The organism is Labrys sp. KB_33_2 (assembly GCF_052114505.1).
In the GTDB taxonomy this organism is placed as follows: Bacteria; Pseudomonadota; Alphaproteobacteria; order Rhizobiales; family Labraceae; genus Labrys.
Window position 1 is genome coordinate 1 of the sequence record NZ_JBFREW010000026.1, and the last position, 26918, is coordinate 26918.

The window sequence follows — 26918 nt, forward strand, 5'->3', positions numbered from 1 at the left end:
CAAAGCCCATCTGAGGGCGGCTGCCGCTCGAACTTTCGAACAACTCTGGAACGCAATCGGCGATATCTGCGATCTCTTCAGCCCAAAAGAATGCTGGAACTATCTTAACGCCGCTGGATATGCGTACGATTAAATGTCCGATGCGCTAGAAGCCGCTCGGTGCCAATTGACAAGCCTGACATATCGCGTTTCCAGTTGTCGAAATAGCGTTTATTGATCCCGGTATGAACGCTTTGCCTCAGATCAATAGAAGACACATCCAACCAAGAAAAGATTCTATTTAGATGTAACTTTGGATTGTCAATCAGATCTTCATAATGCAAAACATAATAATGACGCAAATGAGATCGATCCCGTAGAAACCGCTCATAGCATACCAAAGCGTGTTCGATAAGCCAAGGAACAGGTTTAGTGTTCCAACCTCGCTGCCTAAGGGCATATGAAGTCGCGATAGGATGGCGTAAAATAATCAAGAACCGCGAATTGGGAAAGCAATATTGCAGATAACGCGTCCGGATCAGATTTGCTGGCGACTTCTCTACGAACAATGGCCTCGATGAATCCCAATGAATTCCCCATTGCTGCCACAACCGTTCGGCATCAATCGGATTTGCTAGAGAATGACTTTCGTCCATCGCCGAGCCCGTGTAAAATCCGAAATTTCCCACACCGCCGAGCTCCTGATCAATCGGATATACAGTTTGCAGATGTTGCCCTTCATCGTGCGATGCGCCGGTGCTCTCAAAACCGCTAATCATCGGATGAGAGCGCAGGATGCTATGGAGCAAGGTTGTTCCACTTCTGTGTACTCCTCCAATGAAAACGATTTTTTTATCAATACGTTGCACAGTCTCTCATCCGCTTATATTTTCAGTCCGCCCCAACTACTCAGTGTATTGCGCCCGCAGACTTAGGGAGCCATAAATTTTGTGAGAATACGACAGCTTTGCTAGCGGCAAATTTGGCACATCCCGACGTCGCGGCTACTTCGGTTATTCGTTTGCATGTATGATTTCAACCTGCGGAAGCCCCCAGCACTGCGCATTCATGTCCAGCGCCATTATCCCCAGGCCCTCAGTTTCAATCTCTCCTTGGCCCCAATAGGGATGGCGGGGCCGGATCCTCGGATTGGCGACACCGTAAGGAAACGGTGGAAAGATCAATCCGTCGCGATGTAGGTCTGCTTTAACGAGAAGCATCGTTCCTCCAACTGCATCTAGGCGAACGACGTCCCGGTCTCGCAGACTATCCATCGTTTTAGTGCCGTGGTCGCACCAGGCGTTTAAATCGAAACTCGGACCCCCTCGCTTCTTCACGCAATGCGGATGGACGATCTCAAATTGCGTAGCTAACAATTGTTGAATTATATCTTCAGGAAAATCTATGACGTCGGCATCGAGCCACAAAACCCACTCCTCGTTGCGGAGTGCACGAAAGAGCAGTTGATTGCGAGCTCGTGCCAGGATGCAGCGTCTAAATTTCTGGATTTCAGGAGCCCATCTCGGCACTCCTGTCGGAATTCGGAAACCGAAATCTCGCTTGACCATCGTCACCGCGGCAGCGCGGAGTTGAAACACAGATTCAAATCCAAGAAGAGCTTCCCAGGTCCTATCCAAGCTATCACTTTCGAGGAAGCCGATCGATAAACTGTCTTTGGGCCAATCCAATCGCTCGATACGTTGGACATACCCATCCAGATGAGCACGGGCATTCTTGATCGGCGTCAATATTAGGACGGATGGACGGCTCGTTGCGTCCTCTGCGGTAGCCGTTGCGAAGGTCGATGTCACGTTTTTGCACCAATGCTAGGATAGACGAAATATGCTGCGATGATCTTTGCGCGCCCGGCTAATGCGCGTAGCCCTTGGAAGTCCTGTCTCGGAGAGGAGACTGGCGACTTGCTCCCCTCCATGGCTCATTCCGACCTGCAAGATCAAGTCGATCGGTCGACCCGCGCGTATATTGGGCTATCCAAAAGTGTTAACATGTGATTATTTCTCCAGACGAAGAAAATAATCACAATATATAATCTTGTTCCATTGATATTGTACTATCACATCGATTGTATATCCTCACGATAGATCGTTTCTTCGATATTTTATACCAAATTTCACTCTGATCTTTCGTTAAAAATACTAGATCGGAAGGCGCAGTGGCTTAAAGGGGTGGCAATATATTGCAACGTAAGCCGATAGACTCCGGTTGCGACAGAGTGGCGCTGCACTGGATGAGAGTAAATACGGCCCACGTACCCGTAAATCACATCGCATGAGGCTGCAACACACCGCCCTTAAGGAAAGGATATAATTAAACCCTCACGAGCTAGAGATACGAGGCAGGCCTCGATATCTGCGCTCGGCTTGGTTTTTAGGCCAAACGATTTTTGAAAGTACTCAACAATATCATCATCACTGTGTTTCCCATCGCAAAGCTCAAATACGATGGCAGCAGAAATATTTAAAAAATGGATATATTCGCCGTCCTCACCGTAAATTACATACCCATCAGGCGTATTCCTGCATTCGAAACCCAAAGCTTTCTTATAGAATCTTGAATTTTCTCGTGTCACGCAACCCTCCTATTATTGGTCGTCAAGCTTCGTCGGCGACGTACAGATCTGCAAAATCAGTTATTCACAGTCACGATATCGATGAACCCAACTTATATGGGCGGCTCCTCTAGCCAGTAATGCGGCTTATGAACTTTTTTCCGCAAAAGCTTTGAAAGCCCTGGCCGGACAGCTTTGCTCGTCGGCTTGATCTGTCGTGGACGCATCGCCTTTATTCAGGCCGGCCTCAGCATTAGGCACCGCACGCCCGTTGATGGACAATACCCGTTCAACCACGCGCCCGTCGCCATCTACGCGGATCGTCGCGACGATTTCGCAGGTTTCGTTATGCGAGCAATGTCTCTGAGCGCTCGCCTTGGCCGGGATGTCAGCCTCAAGAAAGCAGATCGACCGTCCATCCTTTTCCACGGCCGAGCCAGCCATACCAGATCCGGAACTAAAAACACCGGTATAGACGAAACGCTTAAGCTGGGGTTCGGCCGAAGCGGTGCCAATAGAACACAACAAGCATCCAAACAGGTAGGCGATAAAATGAAGTCGTGGCATCGATTCCCCCTACGGAAGCCTAATTTTCTTACCTAGGCATGACAAGACATATATTTCTCAAAATCCCTGGATTTTGCAATATCTCGTGAGGCCCGTCTAAATGACGGATCGTGGTGTTTGGGGGACGACTTCGTGGTCGTGCGCGGCGGCGCCATGCAGATCCGAGCGCAGATCGAGTTCGAGATATTCCAGTTGCAGATCGTGCGCCCTAAGCGCGGCCGCGCTTGAAAGGATTGAACTGCTGGGGCCTGGACGGCAATTCGCCAAAATGGGCTCAGTTGCTTGGCATGATGTTTTGTTGCCTGAGCCCTCTTTCGAGGTTGCCGGTGGGCGCGCCGCCCCTAGGCAAAGGCCGCGAATCCTTGCTCGGATCGGGTCGCGGCTGTTTCGATCGAGTCGCATCTATTTCGAGAAGTGACACAGGCGCACGTGGTGACCTGCTGGTCGTGTTGCAAACTTTCTGGAAACTCTCTGATGCCATGAGGCCAACTCCATTTTCGGAGCGTGTTTCATGTTCAAAGGCCGCCATTTCGATCGCTCTGGGATCCTGCTATGCGTGCGACGGTATCTGACCCATGGCTTGAGCTTGCGGGATCTGAAGGAGATGATGGCCGAGCGCGGCATCAGCGTCGACCATTCAACAATCCACCGCTGGGTCGTTCATTTTTCGCCTGCGTTGCTGCAGCGGTTCAACCATCGGAAACGGCAGGTCGGAAGCAAGTGGCACATGGACGAGCCGAAGGCAGCGCGGAGCAGCAAGACCTCTATCACGCTCCGCTGTCAGTGGATGTACCTTTATCGCGCCATCGACAGCGTCGGCGACGCCGTTGAATTCTGGTTCAGCCAGCACCGTGATCTGCTGGCGGCAAAGCGCTTTCTGCGCAAGGCGCGTGCAGCGCCATGGTCGACCCGATCGTATCGCAATCGACGGGAGCCAGGCCAACCGGGAAGCGATTATCTCTTGCGATGCCGAGAGCCGTTTGCAGGATCGATCGCACCGAGCATTGAAGGGGATCCGCATCCACAAGAGCCAATATATGAACAACAGGATTGAACAGGGGGCCGCCCAAGGCATTGGGCTGGCGATGGTTCGCGCCTTCGTGCGCGAAGGGGCTGGCGTTTTCCTCCTTGATCGGGACGAGAAGCTGCTTGCCGGTGTCGGTGACGAACTGGCGGGGCAGGGGGCGCCCATCGCCTACCGGCCATCGACATCACCGACAAGCCAGGCATTCACAGGCCGTTTCACAGGCGGCGTCGGCGATCGGCGAGATCAACGCACTCGTCAATAATGTCGGCATCAACGTTTTCGCCGAGCCATTGCAGACGACGAACGAAGAGTGGCAGCGATGCTTCGACGTCAATCTCAAAGGAGCCTGGAATTGCAAGGCGGTCCTGCCAGGAATGATCGCCGGCGGCGGTGGCGTCATTCTCAATATTGCCTCGACACACGCCCTCACCATCATTCCCCATACCTTCCCCTATCCCCTGGCAAAGCACGCGTTGCTCGGCATGACCAAGTCGCTGGCACTGGAATATGCCGGCCGCAATGTGCGGGTGAACGCGCGCGAGCCCGGTTATGTCTCGACCCAGTAGGTGATGGACTACTGGAACAGCTTCCCCGATCCCGAGGCCGCCAAGGCGGAGACGCTGAAGCTGCACCCGGGCGGGCGCATCGCCACGCCTGAGGAAATCGCGCTTGTCGCGCTCTTCATGATTTCCGACGAATGTCCTTTCATGAACGCGGTCTGCCTGACCGTCGACGGCGGCCTCTGCGTCCAGCAACACCCCTGAGCATCCGGCGCACGACGCTCATGCCGATGCGGGCTTCCTGGCGGTTGCTCTATGATCAAGAGTCTCGGCGATCTTTGCGCCGATGCAACCACTCCTGCCACGTCCGAAATATGCTCCATCGATGACAACGAAAATCTTTCGGCTTTGCCGGAGGCCATGCACTCGGCTGTCCACGGGCGCTTGCCCCCGAGATAACGAAATTCCTCCTACATATTGATAATGCAGCAGAAAATACACTTTATTGCGGCGCCTCTGCATGCAGGGAAGCCGCCGCCATGTCGGCAGCGCCGGGCGAGGTCCATGGATCTCGGCCGAAAAGGAAATTTAGATATCGTATCATGCTACAAGTGATGATTGACTCATCATACCAGTAGATCTATAAGCCACCCGAACTCGGGAGGAAATCTGCATGACGACGATCGCGCTCTTTGGCGCCGGCGGAAAAATGGGCTACCGGCTGGCCAGCAACCTCAAAGCGTCGAGCTTCGAGGTCCGGCATGTCGAAGTGAGCGCAGCAGGCCAGGAGCGCCTCAAGACCGGTCTCGGCCTTGACAGCGTAGCGCCGGATGCGGCTCTGGAAGGCGCCGATGTCGTCATCCTCGCCGTGCCTGATACGCTGATCGGCAAGGTGGCCGGCGGCATCGTCGACAAGCTCAAGCCCGGTACCATGGTGGTGGTGCTCGACGCTGCCGCACCTTTTGCCGGACATCTGCCCGATCGCCCGGACCTGACCTATTTCGTCACCCACCCCTGTCATCCTCCGATCTTCAACGACGAGACGGAGATGGCCGCCAAGAAGGACCATTTCGGCGGAATCGCTGCCAAGCAGCATATCGTCAGCGCCCTGATGCAGGGCCCGGAGAGCGCCTATGCGATCGGCGAGGAGGTCGCCAAGGTGATCTGGGCGCCGGTCATGCGTTCCCATCGTGTCACCGTCGAGCAGATGGCGTTGCTGGAGCCGGGCCTGTCGGAGACCGTTTGCGCAACCCTTCTGGTGGTGATGCGGGAGGCCATGGACGAAGTCGTGGCCCGGGGTGTACCGCACCAGGCAGCTCGCGACTTCCTGCTCGGCCACATGAACGTGCTCGGCGCCGTGATCTTCGACGAGGTCAAGGGCGTGTTCTCCGATGCCTGCAACAAGGCCATCGCCTTCGGCAAGCCGGCCCTGATGCGGGACGACTGGAAGCGCGTCTTCGAGCCGAACGAGATCGCCGACAGCATTCGCCGCATCACCTGAACAAGACCCTGCAGCAGCCGTCACCTTTGGTGGCGGCTGCTGCATTCGACCGAGCTTTTCGACGAGCAGTCGAGCAGCCAAACGTCGGCGTCCTCCACAAAAGAACAAACAGGAGGGGACGCCTGGCCTCATGGGGAGGAAAAATGAGTCCGAATACCCTCGCGATCAGTTCTATCGAAACATCGGCCATCCGTAAGGCCACCTGGCGCCTGGCGCCGTTCCTCGGGCTGATGTTCTTCATCAATTTCCTCGATCGGACCGCGATTTCCTTTGCCGGTCCGCACGGCCTGACGACGGATCTGGGGCTCACAGCCACTCAATTCGGGTTTGCCGCCGGCATCTTCTTCATCGGCTATATCCTGCTCGAAATTCCCAGCAACCTGGCCCTGCACAAATTCGGCGGCCGCCGCTGGCTTGCCCGCATCATGGTGACCTGGGGCATCGTTTCACTGCTGTTCACCTGGGTCAGCGGGGTCACCGAGCTCTATGTCCTGCGCTTCCTGCTGGGCATTGCCGAAGCTGGCTTCTTCCCGGGCGCGATCCTCTATCTCAGCACCTGGGTGCCGGCCCGCCACCGGGCCAACATCCTCGCCCTTTTCTACATCGCGCAGCCGATGACGACCGTGATCGGCGCGCCGCTGGCTTCCTCCCTGATCCAGGCCCATGGCTTTTTCGGCCTCGAGGGCTGGCGCATCATGTTCTTCGGCGTCTCGATCCCGGCCGTCCTGGTCGGCATCGTCACCTGGTTCTATCTGCCGGATTCACCCAGGGACGCGAAGTGGCTCAGCCCGGAGGAGAAGGCCTGGCTCACCGGCGAACTCGCCCGTGAGGACAGCACCAAGCGCGAGCCGCACAACGGCTCGATCGCAGCGGCCCTGTCGAGCGGCCGGGTCTGGATGCTGGCGTTCATCTATTTCGGCATGATCTATGGCCTCTACGCGCTGGCCTTCTTCCTGCCCACCATCGTTTCCGGCTTCGAGGCGAAGTTTGCCACCAAATTCACGGTCTTTCAGGCCGGGTTGGTCATTGCCGTTCCCTACCTTCCCGCGGCCATCGCGCTCTATCTGTGGAGCCGGGATGCGACCAGGCGCGGGGTTCGGGCCTGGCATATCGGTATTCCGGCCCTGATCGGCGCGATCAGCATTCCGTTGGCCCTCTACATGCCATCGCCTGAGACCACGATTGCCTGCATCACCGTAACGGCCTGCGCCATCTTCTCGGCCCTGCCGAATTTCTGGTCCCTTCCAGGGCGTTTCCTGTCGGGCGCGGCGGCAGCCGCCGGCATCGCCCTCATCAATACCATCGGCAATGTGGCCGGCTTTGCCGCACCCTATGTCACCGGCGCGGTCAAGGACTACACCGGCCTCTACCAGGCCCCGATGATCATCGTGGGAGCCTTCATGCTGCTCTCGGCCATCCTCGCCTTCCTCGTTGGACGGGAGATCAGGAAGGGCGGAGAGGTCTCGCAGGCCTACGCACCCCTCAAGCCATGAGGGCGTATTCGCACCGATAGCCAAGAAAGACCCGCCGGATACAACCGGCGGCCATCGCGGACTGAACCGTCGACAGACAAATGGGAGGACGACATGAGCTTGAAACGACTTTTACTGGGCGCAGCGCTTGCCGGCGTGATGGCATCGGCGGCGATGGGCACGGCCCTGGCCGCCGACCTCATCGCCATCATCACGCCCTCGCACGATAACCCCTTCTTCAAGGCGGAAGCGCAGGGCGCCGAGGTCAAGGCGAAGGCGCTCGGCTACGACACGCTGGTGCTGGTGCATGACGACGACGCCAACAAGCAGTCGCAGTTGATCGACACCGCCATCGCTCGCGGCGCCAAGGCCATCATTCTCGACAATGCCGGTGCCGCCGCCACAGTGGCCGCCGTGCAGAAGGCCAAGGACGCCGGCGTGCCCTCCTTCCTGATCGACCGCGAGATCAATGTGGCCGGCATCGCCGTCGCCCAGATCGTCTCGAACAACTATCAGGGCGCCCAGGCCGGCGCGCAGGAGTTTGTCAAGCTGATGGGCGAGAAGGGCAATTATGTCGAACTGGTCGGCAGGGAGGCCGACACCAATGCCGGCATCCGCTCCAAGGGCTATCACGACGTCATCGACGACTATCCCGACCTCAAGATGGTTGCGCGCCAGTCCGCCAATTGGAGCCAGACCGAGGCCTACAGCAAGATGGAGACCATTCTGCAGGCCAATCCCGACATCAAGGGCGTGATCTCCGGCAACGACACCATGGCGATGGGGGCGATCGCCGCGCTGCAGGCCGCTGGCCGCAAGGATGTGATTGTGGTCGGCTTCGATGGGTCCAACGATGTGCGCGACTCCATCAAGCAGGGCGGCATCAAGGCTACGGTCCTGCAGCCTGCCTATCTCCAGGCCCAGACCGCCGTCGAGCAGGCCGACACTTTCATCAAGACCAAGAAGGGCCCCGCGCAGGAAAAGCAGCTGATGGATTGCGTGCTGATCACGCCCGACAATGCCGGCAAGCTCGAAACCTTCGCGCTGGCAAATTGACGCTGCGATGAAAGATGCCCGGGGCTGCCTCGCTGGGGGCGTCCCGGGCCTGTTCCTGATCCCGACAACCGAGGCCGGAGCCAAAATCCATGCCCAGGCTTGCCAACAGGCTGATGATCGCCGCCATGGCGCTCGCCCTTGCAGCATGCAAGATCGTGCCGACCGTCGAGGTTGAGGCCGCCCGACAGACCGGCGCTTCGGGCGCAGGACCCGTCTTCGACCCGGACAAGGCTGTCGATGCGATCTGGTCAGCCAAGGTGTTGCCCTATCTCACGGCGAAGGCGGGCGACTTTGCCGTCGTCCGCGACCTGGTCGCGAGGAACGCGGACGAGGCCGGGCAGAAATACGGCTATCGTGCCAAGGAAGGCACCGTGCCCTGGGCCTATGTGGTCAAGGCCGAAGGCCGCATCGTCGCGGCGAACACCGGTTCGCGCGCCGCCACCATCGACGTCGATGTCGACAGGGACGGCAAGGCCGACATGGTGGTGCAGATCGGTCCGGCCCTGCGCGGCACGACGCTGCGCGACAGCCTGGATTTCGTGTCCTTCAACGCCTTCACGAACCAGATCGAATACGCCCAGTTCGGCAAGGCCTTCAACGCCAGGGTCAACGCGGACGTACTGCAGGCCCTGCCGCGCGAGCACCTGGTCGGCCGCTCCGTGACGGTGCTCGGTGCCTATGTGTTCGAGCCGGGCGGCAAGCCGCCGCTGGTAACGCCCGCCGAACTGAGCCTCGGGGCAGCGTCATGACGGGGGAGGGCCACCCTGCGACGCCCGATGACGACGTGGTGCTGCGCCTTGAGGGCGTGTCGAAGGTCTATTCCGGGACGGTTGCCGTCAGGCATGCCGATTTCGATGTGCGGCGCGGCGCCGTGAACGTGCTCGTCGGCGAGAATGGCGCCGGCAAGTCCACGCTGATGAAGATCATAGCGGGGGTCGTGCAACCCACCGACGGGCGCATCCTGCTCGATGGCAAGCCTGTCACCTTCCGGGATGCCGGCGAGGCAGTGGCCCATGGCATCGGCATGGTGTTCCAGGAGCTCAACCTGTTCGGCAATCTCTCGGTCGCCGAGAACATCTTCGCCGCCCGCGAAATCGTACGGCTGCCCTTTGGCATCGACCATCGCGCTCAGGAGCGCCGCGCCGCCGAATTCCTGGAGCGGCTCGAGGCAGGCATCGATGCCCGCACGCCGGTGGAGGATTTGCGCATCGGCCAGCAGCAGCTGGTCGAGATCGCCAAGGCGGTGGCGCAAGATGCCCGCATCCTGATCATGGACGAGCCGACCTCCGCCCTCAGTTCCGCTGAGGTCGAGATCCTGTTCCGTGTGATTGCCGACCTCAAGGCGCGTGGCGTCGCCATCGTCTACATTTCCCACCGGCTGGAAGAGCTCATCCGCATCGGGGACTACATCACTGTGCTGCGCGATGGCCGCGTCACCGGACAGGAGCGCATCACCAATGTCGATGTGCCCTGGATCGTGCACCAGATGATCGGCTCCGATGCCAAGGACTTCGCCAAGACCGAGGATCACCCGCTCGGTCCGGAAGTCTTTCGCGCGGAGGATATCTGCCTGCCGCGCGTGAGTGGCGGACTCGCCGTCGACCATGTCTCCCTGTCGGTCAGGCAAGGCGAGATCGTGGGTATCTACGGATTGATGGGAGCCGGGCGCAGCGAATTCTTCGAATGCGTGATGGGACGCCACCGCCACGCCACCGGCCGCCTCTTCGTCGACGGCAAACCGGTGGCGGAAAAGGACGTGACGGGGCGCATCCGTCGGGGCCTTGCCCTGATCCCGGAAGACCGCCAGCGCGAAGGGCTGGTCAGCATCCTGTCGATCGCCGCCAACCTGTCGATGGCGGCCCTCGGTCGCTTCCTCGCCGGCTTCCATATCCGGCGAGCCCGCGAGCAGGGCGCCATTCGCGCTGCCGTCAGGGACCTGTCGATCAAGGTAGCCGATCCCGAACTGGAGGTGAGCTCCCTGTCAGGCGGCAATCAGCAGAAGGTGGTGATCGGCAAGGCGCTGATGACCGGCCCGAAAGTGTTGCTGATGGACGAGCCTAGCCGCGGCATCGACGTCGGCGCCAAGGCCGATGTCTTCCGCACCATGCGGCGGCTCGCCGCCGACGGCCTCGGCATCCTGTTCGTGACTTCCGACCTCGACGAGGTGATGGCGCTGTCCGATCGCATCGCCGTGATGAGCAACGGCAAGCTCACCGCCCTCTTCGAGCGGGCCGAGGCCACGGCCGCCAAGGTGGTGGCCGCCTCCGCGCTCGGCCATGGCCCTGTTCCTTCCCCCTCTTCTACAAATCACGGAGCGCCGGCATGACAGTCGCGCAGGACACCTTGAACCATCCGTCCGCCGGAAACGGCTCGCTTGCCCTGAACCTGATGAAGCTGCGCACCTTCATTGCCCTTTTCGCGGTGCTGATCTTCTTTTCGCTGGCGGCGCCGAACTTCCTGAGCACCGCCAATCTCATCTTGATGTCGAAGCATGTGGCGCTGAACGCGTTCCTGGCGATGGGCATGACCTTCGTCATCGTCACCGGCGGCATCGACCTGTCGGTCGGATCGATCGTGGGCCTGTGCGGCATGGTCGCCGGCGGGCTGATCCTCAATGGCCTGGACCTGCGCATCGGCTACACCATCTTCTTCAACATCTATGAGGTGATGGCGATCACACTGCTGGTGGGTATCCTGATTGGCGCCGTCAATGGGCTGCTGATCACCAGGCTCAACGTCGCGCCCTTCATTGCGACGCTCGGAACGCTCTACATCGCCCGCGGCCTGGCGCTTCTTTCATCAGATGGCGCAACCTTCCCCAATCTGGTCGGGCGCCCCGATTTCGGCACGCAGGGCTATGCCATCCTGGGGGCTGGGCGTCTCCTCGGCTTGCCGGCCTCGGTCTGGATCCTCGCCGTGTTGGCGCTGGTTGCCGCCTATATGGCGCGCTGCACGCCGCTCGGCCGCCACATCTTCGCGGTTGGCGGCAATGAGCGAGCCGCGGGTCTGTCGGGCATCCGGGTCAACCGGGTGAAGCTCTTCGTCTATATGTTCTCGGGCTTTTGTGCCGCCGTCGTCGGCCTGGTCGTTTCCTCTGAATTGATGGCTTCGCACCCCGCCACGGGTGAAAGCTTCGAACTCAATGCCATTGCCGCAGCGGTACTCGGGGGCACCTCGATGTCCGGTGGCCGCGGCACCATCGGCGGCACCATCATCGGTGCCTTCGTCATCGGCATTCTTTCGGACGGGCTGGTGATGATGGGCGTCAGCGAATTCTGGCAGATGGTGATCAAGGGCCTGGTGATCGTCATCGCCGTGGTGGTGGACCAGGCGCAGCGCCGGCTGCAGCAGCGCGTTGCCTTGCGCCAGATGGCGAGGCTGGCCTGATGGCGTCCTATCGCGGTGCCCTGGTTGGTTGCGGCTTCTTCGCCATCAACCAGCTTCACGCCTGGTGCGACGCCGAAGGAGCCGACATCGTCGCACTCTGCGATCGCGATCCGGTGCGCCTTGCCCAGGCCGGTGAGCGTTTCGGCATCGACAGGCGCTACGGCGATGCCGAGCAGATGCTTCGGGCTGAGAAGCCGGACTTCGTCGATATCGCCACCACCGTGGCGAGCCATCGCCCGCTCGTCGAGCTCGCGGCGAAGATGGGAATTCCCGTCATCTGCCAGAAGCCCTTCGCGCTTTCGATCACGGATGCGCGTGCCATGGTCGAGGCTTGCCGCCTCGCCGGCGTGCCGCTGATGGTGCATGAGAATTTCCGCTGGCAAAGTGCCATCCAGGCCGTCAAGGCTCGCCTCGACGCCAATGTCATTGGCCAGCCCTTCTGGGCGCGCGTCTCCTTCCGCTCCGGCTTCGATGTTTTCAGCGGCCAGCCTTATCTTGCCGAAGGCAAGCGTTTCATCATCGAGGACCTCGGCATCCACATCCTCGACATCGCCCGCTTCCTGTTTGGCGAGGTGACGCGGCTGAGTGCACGCACCCAGCGCGTCAATCCCGACATCAGGGGCGAGGATGTCGCGACGATGCTGCTCGACCATGAGGGCGGTCTCTCCTCGGTGGTCGATTGCAGTTATGCCACCAGGCTGCCGGTCGATCCTTTTCCCGAAACCCTCGTGGAAATCGATGGTTCGACGGGTACGCTGCGGCTCGGCGCAGGCTATCGGCTCGTCGTGAACGGGCCTGGCGGGCAGGAGAAGGTCGATCTGTCGCCGCCTCTGCTGCCCTGGGCCTCGCGTCCCTGGCACAATATTCAGGAGAGCGTGCTCGCCATCCAGCGCCACTGGCTGTATTGCCTGCGCAACGGCAAGGAGCCTTCCACCTGCGGGCGGGACAATATCGCAACGATGGCCCTGGTCGAGGCGGCCTATGCCAGCGCGTCCACTGGCCAGACGATCGAGATGGCCTCGATATGACGCCGCGCAACCATTGATGCGCGACCTGTCCGTGCTGCCTACGCCCCGCAGCGTCGTTCAGGCCGACGCCGTGGTCTGGTGAACGTAGAGCGAGGCGGAACGATCGAGGTGCCTGACCATCGCCTGTTCCGCCCCGTCCGGATCATGGGCGATGATGCGGTTGAGGATGTCCTCGTGCTCGGACAAGGTGTAGTTCTCCTTGCCGGTCCAGATCAGCAAATCGGTGTGGTACTGCTTCAGCCAGCCGAGCATGGCCTCGCTCATCGCCTCGAACAGCGGGTTGCCGGAGATGGCGGCGATACGTGTGTGGAACAGCATGTCCGCATTGATGAAGGCATCCGCGTCGCCAAGGCTCGCGCGCTGGCGGGCCAGGGCTTCCTGCAGGCCGGCAACCGCCTGCGCATCGGCCTTCTGCGCTGCCTGGCGTACCATGCCCAGTTCGAAGAAGCGGCGTGCCTCCTTCAGATGCTCCAGCGAGGCCGGGGAGCTCGACAGGAGCACGCTGGCAGCATCGTCGACCTGCTGGAAGATCGACCTGGCGGTGGGCTGGCGAACGCGCGCCCGCTCGCCGTGGGAGATGGTGAGCAGGCCGAAGATGCTGAGCTGCTGCATGGCTTCGCGGATGGCGGGACGGCCGACACCGAGGCGGTCCATCAATTCGCGCTCGGAAGGGAAGGGGTCCCCCGGCTGCAACTCTCCGCTGGTGATCAGCGCCTTGAGGCGGTCGAAAACCTCATCGGAGAGCTTGCGACGGACAATGCGTTGATCGGGGAGGGGCATGAGGCATTCCGATTGAGGCAGTAGGTTCGGCGGTCTTTGCCGTCTGTTCTTCCGTGAGGCAAGGCCGCTGCTGCAACAGTGCCACCGCTGTCCGGAAACAGACAAGGCGAATTTCCGTTGCTTCGACTTAAGTCATGATATACTCATCATACCTGTTAAGCAATTCCAGGCCGGGCGCTGCGAGCGCCCCAGACTGAATGGGTGCCATGTCCGTCATCCGCATGACCTATCGCATCGAGACGGCTGGCGACATCGAGAAGCTGGCCGCCAAGATTGCCAGCGATCAGTCGACCGGCACCTTCGTCAGCCTGCCGGGCGAGACGCCGGAGCTCAAGGCGCGTGTCGCCGCGCGCGTCGTGGCGATCCGGCCGCTGGAGGCCCTTGAGGTGCCGTCGATCCCCGATCCCTCCACGCAGGCCGGCGCCGTGTACAAGCGTGCCGATGTCGACATCGATTTTCCGATCGAGGCGATCGGCACCGATCTGGCGGCGTTGATGACGATTGCCATCGGCGGCGTCTATTCGATCAAGGGATTCAGCGGCATCCGTGTCACAGGCATGCAATTGCCCGCGGTCTTCGCGGCTGCCTATCCCGGCCCGCAATTCGGTACGGCTGGCACGCGACGGCTGACCGGTATCGTCGACCGGCCGGTGATCGGTTCCATCGTCAAGCCAGCGCTGGGGCTGCGCCCGCCTGAATCGGCCGGCCAGGTGCGCGAACTCGTCGAAGCCGAGGTGGACTTCATCAAGGATGACGAGAAGCTGGCAAGCCCGGCCTATTCCAGCCTCGAGGATCGCGTGAAGGCGATCATGCCAGTCATCCTCGATCATGAGCAGAAGACCGGCAAGAAGGTGATGTATGCCTTCGGCATCTCGCACAGCGATCCCGACGAGATGATGCGCAACCACGATATCGTCGTTCGGGCCGGTGGCAATGCCGCTGTGATCAACATCAACTCGGTGGGCCTCGGCGGCCTCTCTTTCCTGCGCAAACGCTCGCATCTTGCCTTGCATGCCCATCGCAACGGCTGGGATATCCTCACGCGGCACCCCGGCCTCGGCATGGATTTCGAGGTCTACCAGCAATTCTGGCGACTGCTCGGCATCGACCAGTTCCAGATCAACGGCATCCGGGCCAAATATTGGGAATCGGACGAATCCTTCGTGCGCTCTTTCAAGTCGGTGACGACGCCCTTGTTCGAGGGCGACGTCTGCCCCATGCCCGTCGTGTGTTCGGGCCAATGGGGCGGTCAGGCCCCGGATACCTATGCCCGCACCGGCCGGACGCTCGATCTGCTCTATCTGTGCGGTGGTGGGGTCGTCAGCCATCCCGGCGGCCCGGCAGCGGGTGTGCGCGCCGTTCGCCAGGCCTGGCAGGCGACCGTGGAGGGCGTGCCGCTCGAAACCTATGCACGCGAGCATCGCGAACTCGCGCAGTCCCTGCAGAAATTCGGCGCCGACACCGCTGCGTCCTGAAGCTTCCGAGGAAAGAACGATGCCGGGCTTGCTGCTCTCCTATTATGGCGATGATTTCACTGGGTCCACCGATGTGATGGAAGCGCTGGCCTCGCATGGCGTGCGTACCGCCCTGTTCCTGCAGCCGCCTTCTCCGGCGCAGCGCGAGCGCTTCGGCGAATGCGATGCCATCGGCCTCGCCGGGACCAGCCGCAGCCAGAGCCCGGCCTGGATGGATGCCGAGCTCACGCCGGCTTTCGAATGGCTGAGGCAGCTCGGCGCCGCTACCTGCCACTACAAGGTCTGCTCCACCTTCGATTCGAGCCCGGCTGTCGGCAATATCGGCCGCGCCATCGAGATCGGCAGCAAAGTCTTCGGGCAGCGGCAAGTCCCGCTGGTGATCGGTGCACCCCAGCTCAGGCGCTACACCAGCTTCGGTACCCTGTTCGCCGCCTATCAGGGCCAGGTCTACCGCATCGATCGCCACCCGGTGATGAGCCGCCATCCGGTGACGCCAATGGATGAGGCGGACCTGCGCCTGCACCTTGCCCGGCAGACGCAAAGCGGCATCGGCCTCGTCGACGTTGCGGCGCTGGCGGCAGCCGATGTCGACGATACCGTCGATGCCGTCTTGGCGAAGGGCGAGGACATCGTGCTTCTCGATGTCAATGACGATGCCACCCAATTGCAGGCGGGGCGCCAGCTCCTGCGCCTGCAGTCGCGGCTCGGGCCCTTGGTGGCCGGTTCCTCGGGAGTGGAATATGCGTTGCTGCAGGCCTGGCAGGAAGCCGGCCGGATCGGGGGGAAAGCCTCCTTTTCCGCGCCGGGCGTGGCAGATCGTATCGCCGTTGTGTCGGGGAGTTGCTCGCTCACCACGGAACGGCAGATCCGCCACGCCGTCGCCCACGGATTCGACGGCATTGCCCTTGATCCGCGCGCGCTCATCCATCATGGCGAGGCTGCAATTGCAGAGGCCGTTGCCGCCGGCCTCGAAGGATTGGCCCAGGGGCATAGCGTGATCCTCTATACCGCCCTGGGGCCGAGTACCGATGTCGGCGACGAGCTCGGGACCGAGGGAGACCGCAACCGCATCGGTCTCGCTTTGGGCCGGATTCAAAAGGCTCTGGTCGAGCGCGCCGGCCTGCGCCGTGCCGTCATCGCGGGTGGCGACACTTCGAGCCATGCTTTGCGCGAACTGGGCGCCTTTGCCTTGACGACGAGGCTGCCCTTGCTCTCCTGTCCTGGGTCTCCGCTCTGCACCGTTCATGCGGATGCCGCCGCCTTCGACGGGCTTGAGATTGCCCTCAAGGGTGGCCAGGTGGGTGGCGACGACTATTTCTCGATGATCCGCGAAGGTCGCGCGTCGGTTTCATCCCGCTGCACGACAGTAGGGTCATCCCCCATCTGCTAAGCAGCGCTGCGTGCCACCTCGCGTCCCCGCTCACTCCTACGAATGCAGGAGTGAGCTGAGGGTGACCGCGTATACTTTCGTGCTGAGGGTTGTGTCGCAGATTTTTCGGCAAGGCTGCACTGGCATGAGATCGCTCCTCAGCAATTTGGGGACCCCTCATGTTCAAAGGTCGCCATTTTGACCGATCTCTGACGTGCTATGCCTGCGCTATGGCTATAGGCGCGTGCACGTCCTTCTCGTGCGTGACGGCTGGGCGATCAACATTAAGCGAACACGCAGACTTTACAACGAGTTGGACCTGCAGTTGCGCAACAAGACCCCGAAGAGGCGTGTGGAGGCCAAGCTCAGAGAGGACCGATCGGAGGCAATGCGTTGCAACCAGACCTGGGCGATGGATTTCGTCCATGATCAATTAGCGACCGGCAAGAAGCTACGCATTCTCACCATTGTCGACATCTGGTCACGGTTCTCGCCGGCCGTGGATCCCCGCTTCAGCTATCGGGGAGAAGATGTCGTCCTGACGACGTTCGATATCTTAGTGCGCAATAGCCGCCGAAACTACGCCCAGTGCAATGAGCGGGAGAAAGTCTGGGGGAGAAAAGCGTGGAAACGGCGGCGTTTGGCGGCAAAAAGTTCGAACAGCGCCCGATTTTAGATTATCGCCGTATTTCAAAGTGACGCGCTACGAGTCTCCCTCTGGAAGCAGGCACGCTCAGATGGTCGACCGGACTATATGTTCCCCATGTTTCGGCTCATACGAACAGAGCGCTGACTTTTTCTCCGTTCGACGAACCTCGCCTCCCCAGGCGATACTCACCAGGGGAGCGGTACTGAAGGCCCGGGCGACCCCGCTGCGCGCGAAGCGTATCCACGATCTGCGGCACGATCTTTTCCATGCCGAACGGTGCATCTGGGCGGCTAAGGCCTCTTCACGTTCCGACACGAGGAGATGACAAGTACAGTTCAAGCGTCATTTCGATCGATGAGGCCATCGCCCATCACCTCCGAATCATGGAAGCCCATCGATTCAGAAGCCATCTAAAATCACCAGTTTAATGCCAAGATTAGAGTTTTTCAGCAAAGGCTTCCTGCATTGCCCGCAGAATGATGAGGGCAGAAGCTGCGCCGGGATCCATATGGCCCAGGGAACGTTCCCCAAGCCGCGCCGCGCGGCCGCGGGTTGCGACCATGGACCTTGTTGATTGCGCGCCTTCTGTGCCGGCCTCCACAATATGGCGCCACATCTGCCCAGTGGTCAGGCCATTTGCATTGGCATGAACGGCGATTTCCATGGCCGGAATCCACGTGTCGAGCATCGTCTTGTCCCCGCGCTGCCCTTTGCCACGTAATTGGATACCTTTGGTAATGGCTTCGACGATAGCAACCTGTTCCGGCAGGTCGAGGGACAGTTGGTTTTTCAAGGCCTTGGATGCGTTTTGAAAAGCCGCGGCATAAAGGGGGCCGGTGGATGCGCCGACGGCATCGAGAAAGGCGGAGGCCGCTGCCGCAAAGACATCGGAGGGTGATGCCTGATCGAGATCGAGTTTTGCAAGGGCGCCGTTGACGGCCGAAAAGCCCAGAGCCATGCTGATCCCGTGATCGGCGTCGCCGATGGCGCCGTCGAGATCGGACAGATATTCCTTCTCCGCCTTTATCGACAGGGCAATTAGCTGGAACATCCAGCCGAGGCGGCGCGCTGCGGTTTCCGACATTGTATTGATCTCCCGAACAGCGTGGAATTCTCATTGGGCCGCAGGTAGCGGCCCTTTTTCGGTGATCCGAAGAAAGGCCGTATCGCAAGGATGCGACAGGAGATCGGATAGTTCCTGATCCAGATGCAGGATGGATATGGACGCACCGTTCATGTCGAGCGATGTGCAATAATGGCCGACCCAGTTCGCTACGATGCTGATCCGCTTGGCGCTGAGGCGCTCTTCCACGCGCTTGAACAGGATGTAGAGCTCCATCAGGGGGGTCGAGCCGAACGAATTGACGAGAACCGCCACCCGGTCACCCGGGCCGGCGGTCATCTCGGAAAAGACCTTGTCCATGATGCGGTCGACGATTTCGTCGGCTTGCATCATCTTCTCGCGGATAACGCCCCGCTCGCCATGAATGCCCATGCCGATTTCCATCTCGTCAGGGCCGATCTCGAAGTTGTGCCGGCGAGTTTGCGGCAAGGAACACGGTTCCAGCGCGACCCCCATCGTATAGGTGCGCCTGTTGGCTCTGCGCGCAATGGCCTCGCATTCCTCGAGCGACAGCCCGCGATCGCAGGCGGCGCCGGCAATCTTGAAGACAAAGAAATTGCCCGCCACGCCGCGCCGTCCGTCGCGATCCTCTACCGGTGAGGAGGAGATATCGTCGGTCGTCAGCACCGTCCGTGTGGGGATGTTCGCCTCCTGTGCCAGCTCGGCCGCCATTTCGAAGTTCATCACGTCGCCGACATAATTGCCGTAGACGAAAAGGACGCCGGCTCCGCCTGAGGCAGCCTTTGCGCATTCGAGGATTGGAACAGGGGGAGGCGAGGAGAAGACGTTGCCGACCGCGACTGCGTCGGCCAGCCCCTTGCCGACATAACCGAGAAAGCAGGGTTCGTGGCCGGAGCCACCGCCGATGACCAGACCGACCTTGCCCGCACGTGGACCATTGCGCGCAACCAGGGCACGCTTCGAGCCGTTGATCGGCACGATATGAGCGGCATGGGCCTTGACCACCCCGTCGAGCATTTCATCGACGACATCGTCCGGGTTGTTGAGAAATTTCTTGATGTGGGTGCGATTGTGGCTGGGCGGGGCAGCCTCGGATTCCTGGCGCAAGCGTTGGGCGGGCCTGTTGTGGATCTGCGCAACGCCATCGGCGTTGAGGATGCCACGCCCGGTCGCCGCATCGGTGATCAGCACGCTGACATAGCCGCCTCTCAGCGCCGCCAGAATTGCCGGCACCTTGTCGAAACCGCCGGCAACCGCAATGCGCATGTCGCTATCTCGCAGCCGATCGAGCGAAATGCCGATAGTTCTGTCGTCTAGAGGTCCCGAAACGGGCTGGCCATGGGAGTCGATGAAACGGCCTGCAATCACGCCGACGGCATTTCTGGCCAGATAGTCCTGGATCGACACGTCCTCAAAGAATCCGCTGGTATGGATCGTCGAATTCGGCCGAAGGGACGAAATGCCGAAAAGTGCCTTGTTGGCTCGGGTCAGTGCTTGAAATTGCTCGGCAATGACCGGTTCGTCCAAAAAAGCCGATTTGACCTGCGCATTCGACACGATAGCCGGCGCGGTGATGTTGATGAGATGAGCATTCGTGGCTGTGGCGACCGCCGCCGCGCACAGCTCCGGCGTGTAGGCGAAACCGGCTCGCGTGCCGCCGGTTGCCTGGACGACCGTCACATCCTGCAGATTGGAGATATGCAGGTTTTGGGCAATGGATAGGATTGTGCGCCCCCATGCGACGGCGACCGTATCGCCGGATTTCAGCAGCTTCGCAACCGCTTGCGCGCCGGCGGCTCCCAGGCGGTCGATCAAGGTTCGCGATCCGTCGTCATTGGGCACGACGAGGCAGTCGGTCAATCCGAAATGCTGTTTCAGCTCCTGCGCGATTACCAGCGAGCTCAGCCGCGAAGGCTCGATGGAAATGCTGACGATTCCACGGCTGCGCGCTTCGGCAAGGTAGCTGTTGACCGTTGCGCGTGAGATTCCCATTATCTCGGCGATATCGCCCTGTGTGCGCCCGTCCTCGTAATAAAGCCAGCATGCCCACACATAGGGATCGTCGCCATATCGCAGCGGTATGACATCGGCCAATTCCGCCTGACCAGGCTTGGCCATCGCGGTTTTATTACTCGGCGCCATCTTGTTTGCCATCGCTCCTGCGTCGGTCGGGAAGGCTTGCAGGACAATGCCTTTGTCTCGTTTTGAGAAAATTCGAAACAAAGGGCGGCCCAACTTTCCAAGCATAAAGTGGGGCCGCCATGTTGCGCAAATCGGCTGTCCCTTATTGCAGTTGCTCGCGGGCGCGAAGTGACAATTCCTTCAGAATGATGGCACAGGAGGTTGCCCCAGCGTCCAGGACGCCGCGGGAACGTTCGCCCAGACGGCTGGCGCGTCCGATCCTGGCCACCAAATCTATTGTGGAATCTCGCCCCTTTTCCGCGGCTTCGACGAGCTCATCCAGCGCTTCGGCAAAGGATCTGCCGGCCATGTTCGCGTCATCGAACGCGGCAAGGGCAGGAACGAATGTGTCGAGAAGCGTCTTGTCGCCGACCTTGGCTGCGCCGATGGATTGAATACCTTCTAGGCCTGCATGCAGCATACGGCTGAAGGCGGTGGCATCGATGGCGTCGACACCGTCGATCTTTTCGGCGAATTCCGTAAACATGACGCCATAGAGCGGTCCCATCGAGCCACCGATTTCGGTCATCAGGACGGTGCCAAGCGTGTCGAGCGAGCCTGAAAGGGATGCGTTCTTGCCCTTGAGCCGCTCGGCAGCCAGGTTGAAGCCTTTCGCCATGTTGACGCCGTGATCGCCGTCGCCGATCTTGCCGTCGATTTCGCTGAGAAAGGCCCGATTTTCGATAATGCGTTCTGCCATGGCCAAAACGATGTGGCCGGCTTCTGCATTGTTGAGGGTTTGCATGAGGCGTTCTCTTTACAAGATTGCAGTGCAGCGCACGTCCGTATCGAGCAGTTCCTTCAGTTCGTCGTCAAGAGCCATGACCGTCAAGGTTGCGCCGATCATTTCCAGAGAGGTGAAGTAATTGCCGATATAGGTACGATGGATTTTCAGGCCGCGTTTGACGATCTCGGATTCGATCGTATCGTTTAGGATATAGAGTTCGTTGAGCGGTGTCGCGCCGAGGCCGGAAACCAGTACGGCGACTTCGGTGCCTTCGGGAAGATCGTGGTCGTCGAGAACGATTTCGCACATGTCGCGGGCGATCTCGGCCGCGGATTTCAGCGGCTCCACGCGGACGCCCGGCTCGCCGTGATGGCCAATGCCGACCTCCATTGTGCCCGGGGCGATCTCGAAATTCGGATGGCCGACGGCAGGCAAGGTACATGGACCAAGCCCCACGCCGATCGAGCGGCAATTGTCGATCGCCCTTTGCGCGGTGGCACGGACGGCTTCGAGCGAGGCCCCCTTTGCCGCCTTGGCGCCGCCAACCTTCCACATGAAGATTTCGCCAGCAACGCCCCGGCGTTTTTCGCGCTCTTCGCGGGACGCCGAGCAGACATCGTCGTTGGCGACGACGGTCGCCACTTCGATGCCATCCTTGGCTGCGAGCCGGATCGCCATCTTCACGTTCATGTTGTCGCCGGCATAATTGCCGTAGAGCACGACGACCCCTTTGCCACCATCGGCTTCGCGGATGGCGTCATGGAAGCTTTTGGCCGTGGGCGAGGAGAACAGCTCGCCAACGGCGACGGCATCGAGCATGTTCTTGCCGGTATAGCCGATGAAGGCCGGCTCGTGGCCGGAGCCGCCGCCCGTGATGACACCCACCTTGCCGGCATGGGGGGCATTCCTGGCGGCGATGACACGGGGATTGTCGGCGAGGCGAACAATATCGGAATGGGCCTTGACGAAACCCTTCACCGTGTCTTCGACGACTTCGTCGGGATTGTTGACGAAACGCTGCATGATTTCTCCTATGGGTTCCTGGAGCGCTTCGGCTCAAAGGATCGTGTAGCCGCCATCGATTAGTAGATCGGCGCCGTTGATCATATCCGCACCGGCGGAAGCGAGGAAAACGGCCGCAGCCGCGATTTCCTCGGGAAAGGCGAATCGACCGGTGGGAATGCGTTTTCGGGCGGCCTCGCCCTTCTCTCCCGCCCAGGCCTTTTTGCCCAGTTCGGTGAGCACGATGGTGGGGGAAAGCGTGTTGACGGTGATGCCGTATTTGCCCCACTCGGCCGCAAAGGTCTTGGACATGCCGATGACGCCGAATTTCGAGGCGCAATAGGCCACATGCTCCTCGATGGCGACAGTGCCCGCCTGCGAAGCGAGATTAATGATCCTGCCGCCCTTGCCGGCGCTGATCATTTCCCGGCCGACAGCCTGCGTGACCAGGAAGCTGCCTTTGAGATTGATGTCGATCGTCCTGGTCCAGTGGTCCAGGGACAGATCCTCGGCCGGAGCCAGGAACACGACACCGGCGCTGTTGACCGCGATGTCGATGCCGCCAAAAGCCGCCTTCGTACCCGCGATCGCGGCGTTGACGGACGCAGGATCGGTGACATCGCATACGAATGCTTGCGCGCCATTCCCAAGCTCCGCCGCCTTCGCGGCGGCAAGTTCGGCGTTGATGTCGAGAACGGCGACCCGGACCCCCTTGGTGGCGAAAGCCCCTGCAATGGCCGCACCGATGCCGGAGGCGGCTCCGGTGATGAGGGCGATCTTGCCGGAGAGCGGGAAGGTCAGGTCGATTTGAGGCGCGATATCGGTCATGTCGATGGGTCCTGGCGGCGGAAGGCGCGGGGCAAGGCGATGCCCCACGCGTAAAAATCACTTGCTGCGGGCAGCGAGCAGCTTGTCGACATTGTCGGCGGTGACGGGCGTCCACGGCACGTTGTATTCCTTGGCGCTGCCATCCTTGAACGGCATGCTGGGATACTGGGCCCAGATATCGGATTGCGGCTTGTAGTTGCCCTTCCTTGCCTGGAAGATGGCAAGGTCCAGGGCTCCCTGCGCCTGGGCGCGGGCGTCCTGCAGGATCGAGGTCATCGTGCCCTGCTTGACAGCATTGAGCGCATCGGTGACGCCGTCGATGCCGGCAATCGCAAAGTCCTTAACATTGAGCTTGGCTGCCTTGATGGCTTCGATCGCGCCGAGCGCCATCTCGTCATTCTGGCCGATGACGCCATTGATCTGGCCGGGATGCGCCGTCAGCCAATTCTCCATCAGGGTCTGCGCCTCGGCGCGCGACCAGTTGGCGGTCTGGTCCTCGAGGATCTTCACATTGGGGCACTCGGCCAGCGCCTTCTTGTTGCCTTCGAGACGGGAGATCTGCGCCGACTGGCCGATCGGGCCTTCGATGATGACGACATTGCCCTTGCAGCCGATCTTGTCGAGCACGCTCTTGGCTTCCAGATAGCCCGAGACCGTGTCGTCGGAGCCGACATAGGACGACAACAGGTCGGAATGGACGCGTGTGTTCGAGCCGACGACGGGAATGCCGGCATCATGCGCGGCCTGGACGGCGGTGGCACCGGCCTCGATGTCGATGGGCACGAAGATGATCGCGTCGAATTTCTGCGTGATCATCGTGTTGAACTGTTCCTGCTGCACGAGCGCATCATAGCGCCCATCGAATACGGTCAGTTCCACCTCCCCATTCTTGACGGCAGGATGCTCCTTCAGCGCTGCCGTCCAGATCTGCATGAACTCGGCGTTGAGGCCGTAGGGGGCCGCACCGATCTTGATTTTCTTGTCCTGCGCCAGGGCAGGCGTCACCAGCAACGCCGTGGCCGCGGCCAGGGCGACAAGCAGTTTCCTCATGGTCGTTCTCCTCCGAAAATTGCCGCAGCCATGACGGCACGCGGTTCTGGATCGCGGGCGCGAGCGTCCGGATGGCACGGGCTTACTCGCCCTGGTTTCTCTTCTGATCCAGCATCACGGCACCGACGATCAGGGCGCCCTTGAGAACCTGCTGGTAGTAGGATTGGATGCCCATCAGATCGAGGCCGTTGTTCATCACGCCGATGATCAGGGCGCCGATCAGTGTGCCGGTGATACGACCGACACCACCCGACAGGCTGGTCCCGCCGATCACCACGGCCGCGATGGCATCGAGTTCGTAGGCGATGCCGGCCTGGGGCAAGGCGGAACCGGTGCGGGCCGCCAGCATCATCCCCGCCAGTCCCGAAAGTCCGCCGGAGATGACGTAGACGCTGAAACGGATGCGGGCAACGCTGATGCCTGACGTCTTGGCGGCATGCGGGTTGCCGCCCACCGCATAGATGTAGCGGCCGAAGCGCGTACGGTTCAGTACCCACCAGGAGAGGGCGAACACCAGAGCGAGCAGGACGACCGGTGCAGGAATGCCGAACAGGTTGCCGGTGCCGATCCAGCGGAATTCGGGCGTGAGGGCAGGCACGGGCCGGCCCCCGCCATAGATGAGCGTCAGGCCACGCGCTGCCGAAAGCATGCCGAGGGTGGCCACGAAGGCGGGGACGGCAAAGCGCGAGACGATGATACCGGCCACGGCGCCGCAGGCGACACCGACGAGGAGGCCCGCAGCCAATGCGAGGTAGAACGGATAAGGCGCGCCCGGCAGGCCCGCCGTTGCCGAGGTGGTGGCGAAGCTGGCGGCAATGATGCCAGTGAGCGCCGCGACCGAGCCGACCGACAGATCGATACCTCGGGTGAGGATGACAAAAGTCATGCCGACCGCCAGCACACCGTTGATGGCGGTCTGCAACAACACGTTGGAGATGTTGCCGGCGGTGAGGAAGTACTGGTTGGAGACCGATAGGATCAGGGCAAGCAACAGGAAGGCGATGAAGATGCCGTATTCCTGGACGATCAGCCGGCGATGCTCCCTGCCGGGCCAGATGCTGGTCGAAGGATTCTCGTTAGCGGACACGTGGATTTCCTTTTTGTGCCAGGCGATACGCCGGGGCGCCGATCTCAGGTGGACAAATGCACGAGCGACTGCGCGTCCGTTTCTTCACGCCGGTGGATCCCGGCGGACCGTCCCTGCCGCATCACCAGGATGCGGTCGGACATGCCGAGCACTTCGTCTATTTCGGATGAGATCATCACGACCGTGCCGCCTGCCGCCGCGAAATCGCAGATGATGCGGTAGATCTCGCGCTTGGCGCCGACATCGACGCCGCGCGTGGGCTCGTCCAGCAGGAGAAGCTTGGGCTGGCGCAAGAACCACTTGCCGAGCACGACTTTTTGCTGGTTGCCACCCGACAGGCCGGAAACCGGCATGGTATCGCGCGCGGCTTTGATGCCGAAACGCGCGATCATGTCTGCCGAGGCGGCCCGTTCCTGCCGGCGCTGCATGATGAAACCCGGGCTCAACTCCGGCAAGCTCGCCAGACAGATGTTGTTGCGCACGCTGTCGGAGAGATTGAGGCCGGTGAGCTTGCGATCCTCGGTGACGAGCGCGATGCCTGCGCGCATGGCATCGGCGGGACGGGAAATGGTGAGCGGCTGACCGTCCAGGGCGATGCTGCCGGCTGTCGGCTTGTTCAGGCCAAACAGGCAGTCGAAGATCTCCGTACGCCCTGATCCCATGAGACCGTAGATTCCGAAGATCTCGCCCCGTCGCACGGAAAATGAAATGTCGTCGATCTTACCGGGAGCCGTGAGGCCGCGAACCTGGAAACTGATGTGGTCGTCGGGAACGTTGGTCTTGACGTATTCTTCCCCGAGCTCCCGGCCGACGATCATGCGGATCAGCTCGGGCCGGGTGATATCGGCCAAGGCACYGCTGCCGACATAACTGCCGTCCCGGAAGACGGTGTAGGAGTCGGCGATCTGGAAGATTTCCGACAGCCGGTGGGAGACATAGACGACACCCTTGCCGGCGGCCTTGAGCTGCTCGATGGCCGAGAACAGATGCTGAGCTTCCTTCTCGCCGATGGCGGAGGTCGGCTCGTCCATGAAGATGACCTCGGCATCGTGACTGAGCGCCTTGGCGATCTCCACGAGTTGCATCTGCGCCACCGAGAGATTCATCATGTATTGGCTGGCACGGATATTGAAGCCGAGCTGATCGAACAGCGCCTGCGCCTCCCGGTTCATCTTGCGGAAATCGATGCCGCCGAAGCGCGCCGACGGTTCGCGCCCGAGGAAGATGTTCTCGGCCGCTGTCATGTGGGGAACCGGGCTGAGTTCCTGTTCGATGATGGCAATGCCGGAGGCAAGCGCCTCGGCCGGACCGGAGAACTCCACGGCCTTGCCGCGGCGGCGGATCGCGCCGGCGTCTCTCCGATGCAGCCCCATCAGGATCTTCAGGAAGGTGGACTTGCCCGCGCCGTTGCCGCCGCACAGGGCATGGACGGAACCCGCATGGAGCTTGAAGGCGCCATTTCGCAAAGCAGCAACGCCGCCGAAGGACTTTTTGAGCCCCTCTACCTCAAGCAAGAGATCCACGCTTCCTCTCCTCATATGCGCACGCCGCCTGGCCGGCGGGGCACATCAACGTCACGAGGTCCAAGCTCGAGCGTCGA

Annotated in this window: 22 protein-coding genes and 4 pseudogenes; 13 read left to right on the forward strand and 13 right to left on the reverse strand. The window is 60.8% G+C overall.

Translation table 11 applies throughout. From position 1 onward, the window contains the following. Positions 1 to 133: pseudogene (locus AB4037_RS31640) on the forward strand (IS630 family transposase); the annotation flags it as partial. On the opposite strand, the gene AB4037_RS31645 reads toward AB4037_RS31640, so the two are convergent. The 4 genes from AB4037_RS31645 to AB4037_RS31660 all read right to left on the reverse strand — a co-directional run bounded on the left by AB4037_RS31645 (position 105) and on the right by AB4037_RS31660 (position 3115). Next, positions 105 to 848, reverse strand: a complete 744-nt coding sequence (locus AB4037_RS31645; protein ID WP_441774243.1) for a sulfotransferase family protein — start codon at positions 846 to 848, stop codon at positions 105 to 107. The pseudogene AB4037_RS31640 and the gene AB4037_RS31645 sit on opposite strands and share 29 nt — an antisense overlap. Before the next feature lie 144 nt (positions 849 to 992). After that, positions 993 to 1790 carry a hypothetical protein gene (locus AB4037_RS31650; RefSeq protein ID WP_441774244.1) on the reverse strand — a complete coding sequence of 266 codons (798 nt, stop codon included), beginning with the start codon at positions 1788 to 1790 and terminating at the stop codon, positions 993 to 995. A gap of 500 nt (positions 1791 to 2290) precedes the next feature. Then, on the reverse strand, positions 2291 to 2569 hold the full coding sequence (locus AB4037_RS31655; RefSeq protein ID WP_441774245.1) for a PqqD family protein: 279 nt from the start codon (positions 2567 to 2569) through the stop codon (positions 2291 to 2293). A gap of 126 nt (positions 2570 to 2695) precedes the next feature. After that, on the reverse strand, positions 2696 to 3115 hold the full coding sequence (locus tag AB4037_RS31660; protein ID WP_441774246.1) for a hypothetical protein: 420 nt from the start codon (positions 3113 to 3115) through the stop codon (positions 2696 to 2698). 511 nt (positions 3116 to 3626) lie between these two features. On the opposite strand from AB4037_RS31660, the pseudogene AB4037_RS31665 reads away from it, so the two are divergent. The 9 genes and pseudogenes from AB4037_RS31665 to AB4037_RS31705 all read left to right on the forward strand — a co-directional run. Then, positions 3627 to 4173 (forward strand): annotated as a pseudogene (locus AB4037_RS31665) (IS6 family transposase); the annotation flags it as partial. Then, positions 4153 to 4906: pseudogene (locus tag AB4037_RS31670) on the forward strand (SDR family oxidoreductase). The pseudogenes AB4037_RS31665 and AB4037_RS31670, both read left to right, overlap by 21 nt. Before the next feature lie 409 nt (positions 4907 to 5315). Then, positions 5316 to 6143: a phosphogluconate dehydrogenase C-terminal domain-containing protein gene (locus AB4037_RS31675; protein ID WP_441774247.1), complete on the forward strand. Its 828-nt coding sequence runs from the start codon at positions 5316 to 5318 to the stop codon at positions 6141 to 6143. Positions 6144 to 6286: 143 nt separating this feature from the next. After that, positions 6287 to 7636 (forward strand): MFS transporter, encoded by a 1350-nt coding sequence (locus AB4037_RS31680; protein WP_434961252.1) that lies wholly within the window; start codon positions 6287 to 6289, stop codon positions 7634 to 7636. Positions 7637 to 7729: 93 nt separating this feature from the next. Further along, a complete protein-coding gene (locus AB4037_RS31685) occupies positions 7730 to 8671 on the forward strand; it encodes a D-ribose ABC transporter substrate-binding protein (RefSeq protein ID WP_441774248.1) in 942 nt (313 codons plus the stop codon). 89 nt (positions 8672 to 8760) lie between these two features. Next, on the forward strand, positions 8761 to 9420 hold the full coding sequence (locus tag AB4037_RS31690; RefSeq protein ID WP_441774249.1) for a DUF2291 family protein: 660 nt from the start codon (positions 8761 to 8763) through the stop codon (positions 9418 to 9420). Further along, on the forward strand, positions 9417 to 10997 hold the full coding sequence (locus AB4037_RS31695) for a sugar ABC transporter ATP-binding protein (protein ID WP_441774250.1): 1581 nt from the start codon (positions 9417 to 9419) through the stop codon (positions 10995 to 10997). Before AB4037_RS31690 ends, AB4037_RS31695 begins: the two co-directional genes overlap by 4 nt. Further along, entirely contained in the window at positions 10994 to 12058 is a 1065-nt protein-coding gene (locus AB4037_RS31700) for an ABC transporter permease (RefSeq protein WP_441774251.1), read from the forward strand. Before AB4037_RS31695 ends, AB4037_RS31700 begins: the two co-directional genes overlap by 4 nt. Further along, entirely contained in the window at positions 12058 to 13086 is a 1029-nt protein-coding gene (locus tag AB4037_RS31705) for a Gfo/Idh/MocA family protein (protein WP_441774252.1), read from the forward strand. Before AB4037_RS31700 ends, AB4037_RS31705 begins: the two co-directional genes overlap by 1 nt. A 57-nt stretch (positions 13087 to 13143) precedes the next feature. Here AB4037_RS31705 and AB4037_RS31710 read toward each other — a convergent pair whose 3' ends face one another. After that, positions 13144 to 13866 carry a transcriptional regulator NanR gene (locus AB4037_RS31710; protein ID WP_441774253.1) on the reverse strand — a complete coding sequence of 241 codons (723 nt, stop codon included), beginning with the start codon at positions 13864 to 13866 and terminating at the stop codon, positions 13144 to 13146. A gap of 206 nt (positions 13867 to 14072) precedes the next feature. Between AB4037_RS31710 and oiaX the strand changes: the two genes are divergently transcribed. The 3 genes and pseudogenes from oiaX to AB4037_RS31725 form a co-directional block, all read left to right on the forward strand. Further along, positions 14073 to 15341, forward strand: coding sequence for a 3-oxo-isoapionate-4-phosphate decarboxylase OiaX (oiaX, locus tag AB4037_RS31715; RefSeq protein ID WP_441774254.1), 1269 nt, complete (start codon positions 14073 to 14075; stop codon positions 15339 to 15341). Positions 15342 to 15360: 19 nt separating this feature from the next. Continuing rightward, the gene (locus AB4037_RS31720) at positions 15361 to 16731 is read left to right on the forward strand and encodes a four-carbon acid sugar kinase family protein (RefSeq protein WP_441774255.1); all 1371 of its coding nucleotides are present in this window, start codon (positions 15361 to 15363) and stop codon (positions 16729 to 16731) included. A gap of 202 nt (positions 16732 to 16933) precedes the next feature. Further along, positions 16934 to 17254, forward strand: a pseudogene (locus tag AB4037_RS31725) (IS3 family transposase); the annotation flags it as partial. A 541-nt stretch (positions 17255 to 17795) separates the two neighbouring features. Here AB4037_RS31725 and dhaL (AB4037_RS31730) read toward each other — a convergent pair. From dhaL (AB4037_RS31730) to AB4037_RS31765, 8 genes are all read right to left on the reverse strand, one after another. Continuing rightward, entirely contained in the window at positions 17796 to 18443 is a 648-nt protein-coding gene (dhaL, locus tag AB4037_RS31730; RefSeq protein WP_441774256.1) for a dihydroxyacetone kinase subunit DhaL, read from the reverse strand. 30 nt (positions 18444 to 18473) lie between these two features. Continuing rightward, positions 18474 to 20585 carry a bifunctional sugar-binding transcriptional regulator/dihydroxyacetone kinase subunit DhaK gene (locus AB4037_RS31735; protein WP_434961242.1) on the reverse strand — a complete coding sequence of 704 codons (2112 nt, stop codon included), beginning with the start codon at positions 20583 to 20585 and terminating at the stop codon, positions 18474 to 18476. Positions 20586 to 20727: 142 nt separating this feature from the next. After that, entirely contained in the window at positions 20728 to 21369 is a 642-nt protein-coding gene (dhaL, locus tag AB4037_RS31740) for a dihydroxyacetone kinase subunit DhaL (protein ID WP_434961241.1), read from the reverse strand. Positions 21370 to 21381: 12 nt separating this feature from the next. Next, positions 21382 to 22374, reverse strand: coding sequence for a dihydroxyacetone kinase subunit DhaK (locus AB4037_RS31745; RefSeq protein WP_441774257.1), 993 nt, complete (start codon positions 22372 to 22374; stop codon positions 21382 to 21384). A 33-nt stretch (positions 22375 to 22407) separates the two neighbouring features. Continuing rightward, positions 22408 to 23181 carry a GolD/DthD family dehydrogenase gene (locus AB4037_RS31750; protein WP_434961239.1) on the reverse strand — a complete coding sequence of 258 codons (774 nt, stop codon included), beginning with the start codon at positions 23179 to 23181 and terminating at the stop codon, positions 22408 to 22410. 57 nt (positions 23182 to 23238) lie between these two features. Continuing rightward, positions 23239 to 24231 carry a substrate-binding domain-containing protein gene (locus AB4037_RS31755; RefSeq protein WP_434961238.1) on the reverse strand — a complete coding sequence of 331 codons (993 nt, stop codon included), beginning with the start codon at positions 24229 to 24231 and terminating at the stop codon, positions 23239 to 23241. Positions 24232 to 24313: 82 nt separating this feature from the next. Then, positions 24314 to 25318 carry an ABC transporter permease gene (locus AB4037_RS31760; protein ID WP_434961237.1) on the reverse strand — a complete coding sequence of 335 codons (1005 nt, stop codon included), beginning with the start codon at positions 25316 to 25318 and terminating at the stop codon, positions 24314 to 24316. Between the two features lie 44 nt (positions 25319 to 25362). Beyond that, complete coding sequence (locus tag AB4037_RS31765) at positions 25363 to 26841, reverse strand: sugar ABC transporter ATP-binding protein (protein WP_441774258.1); 1479 nt, start codon at positions 26839 to 26841, stop codon at positions 25363 to 25365. Positions 26842 to 26918 lie beyond the last annotated feature (77 nt).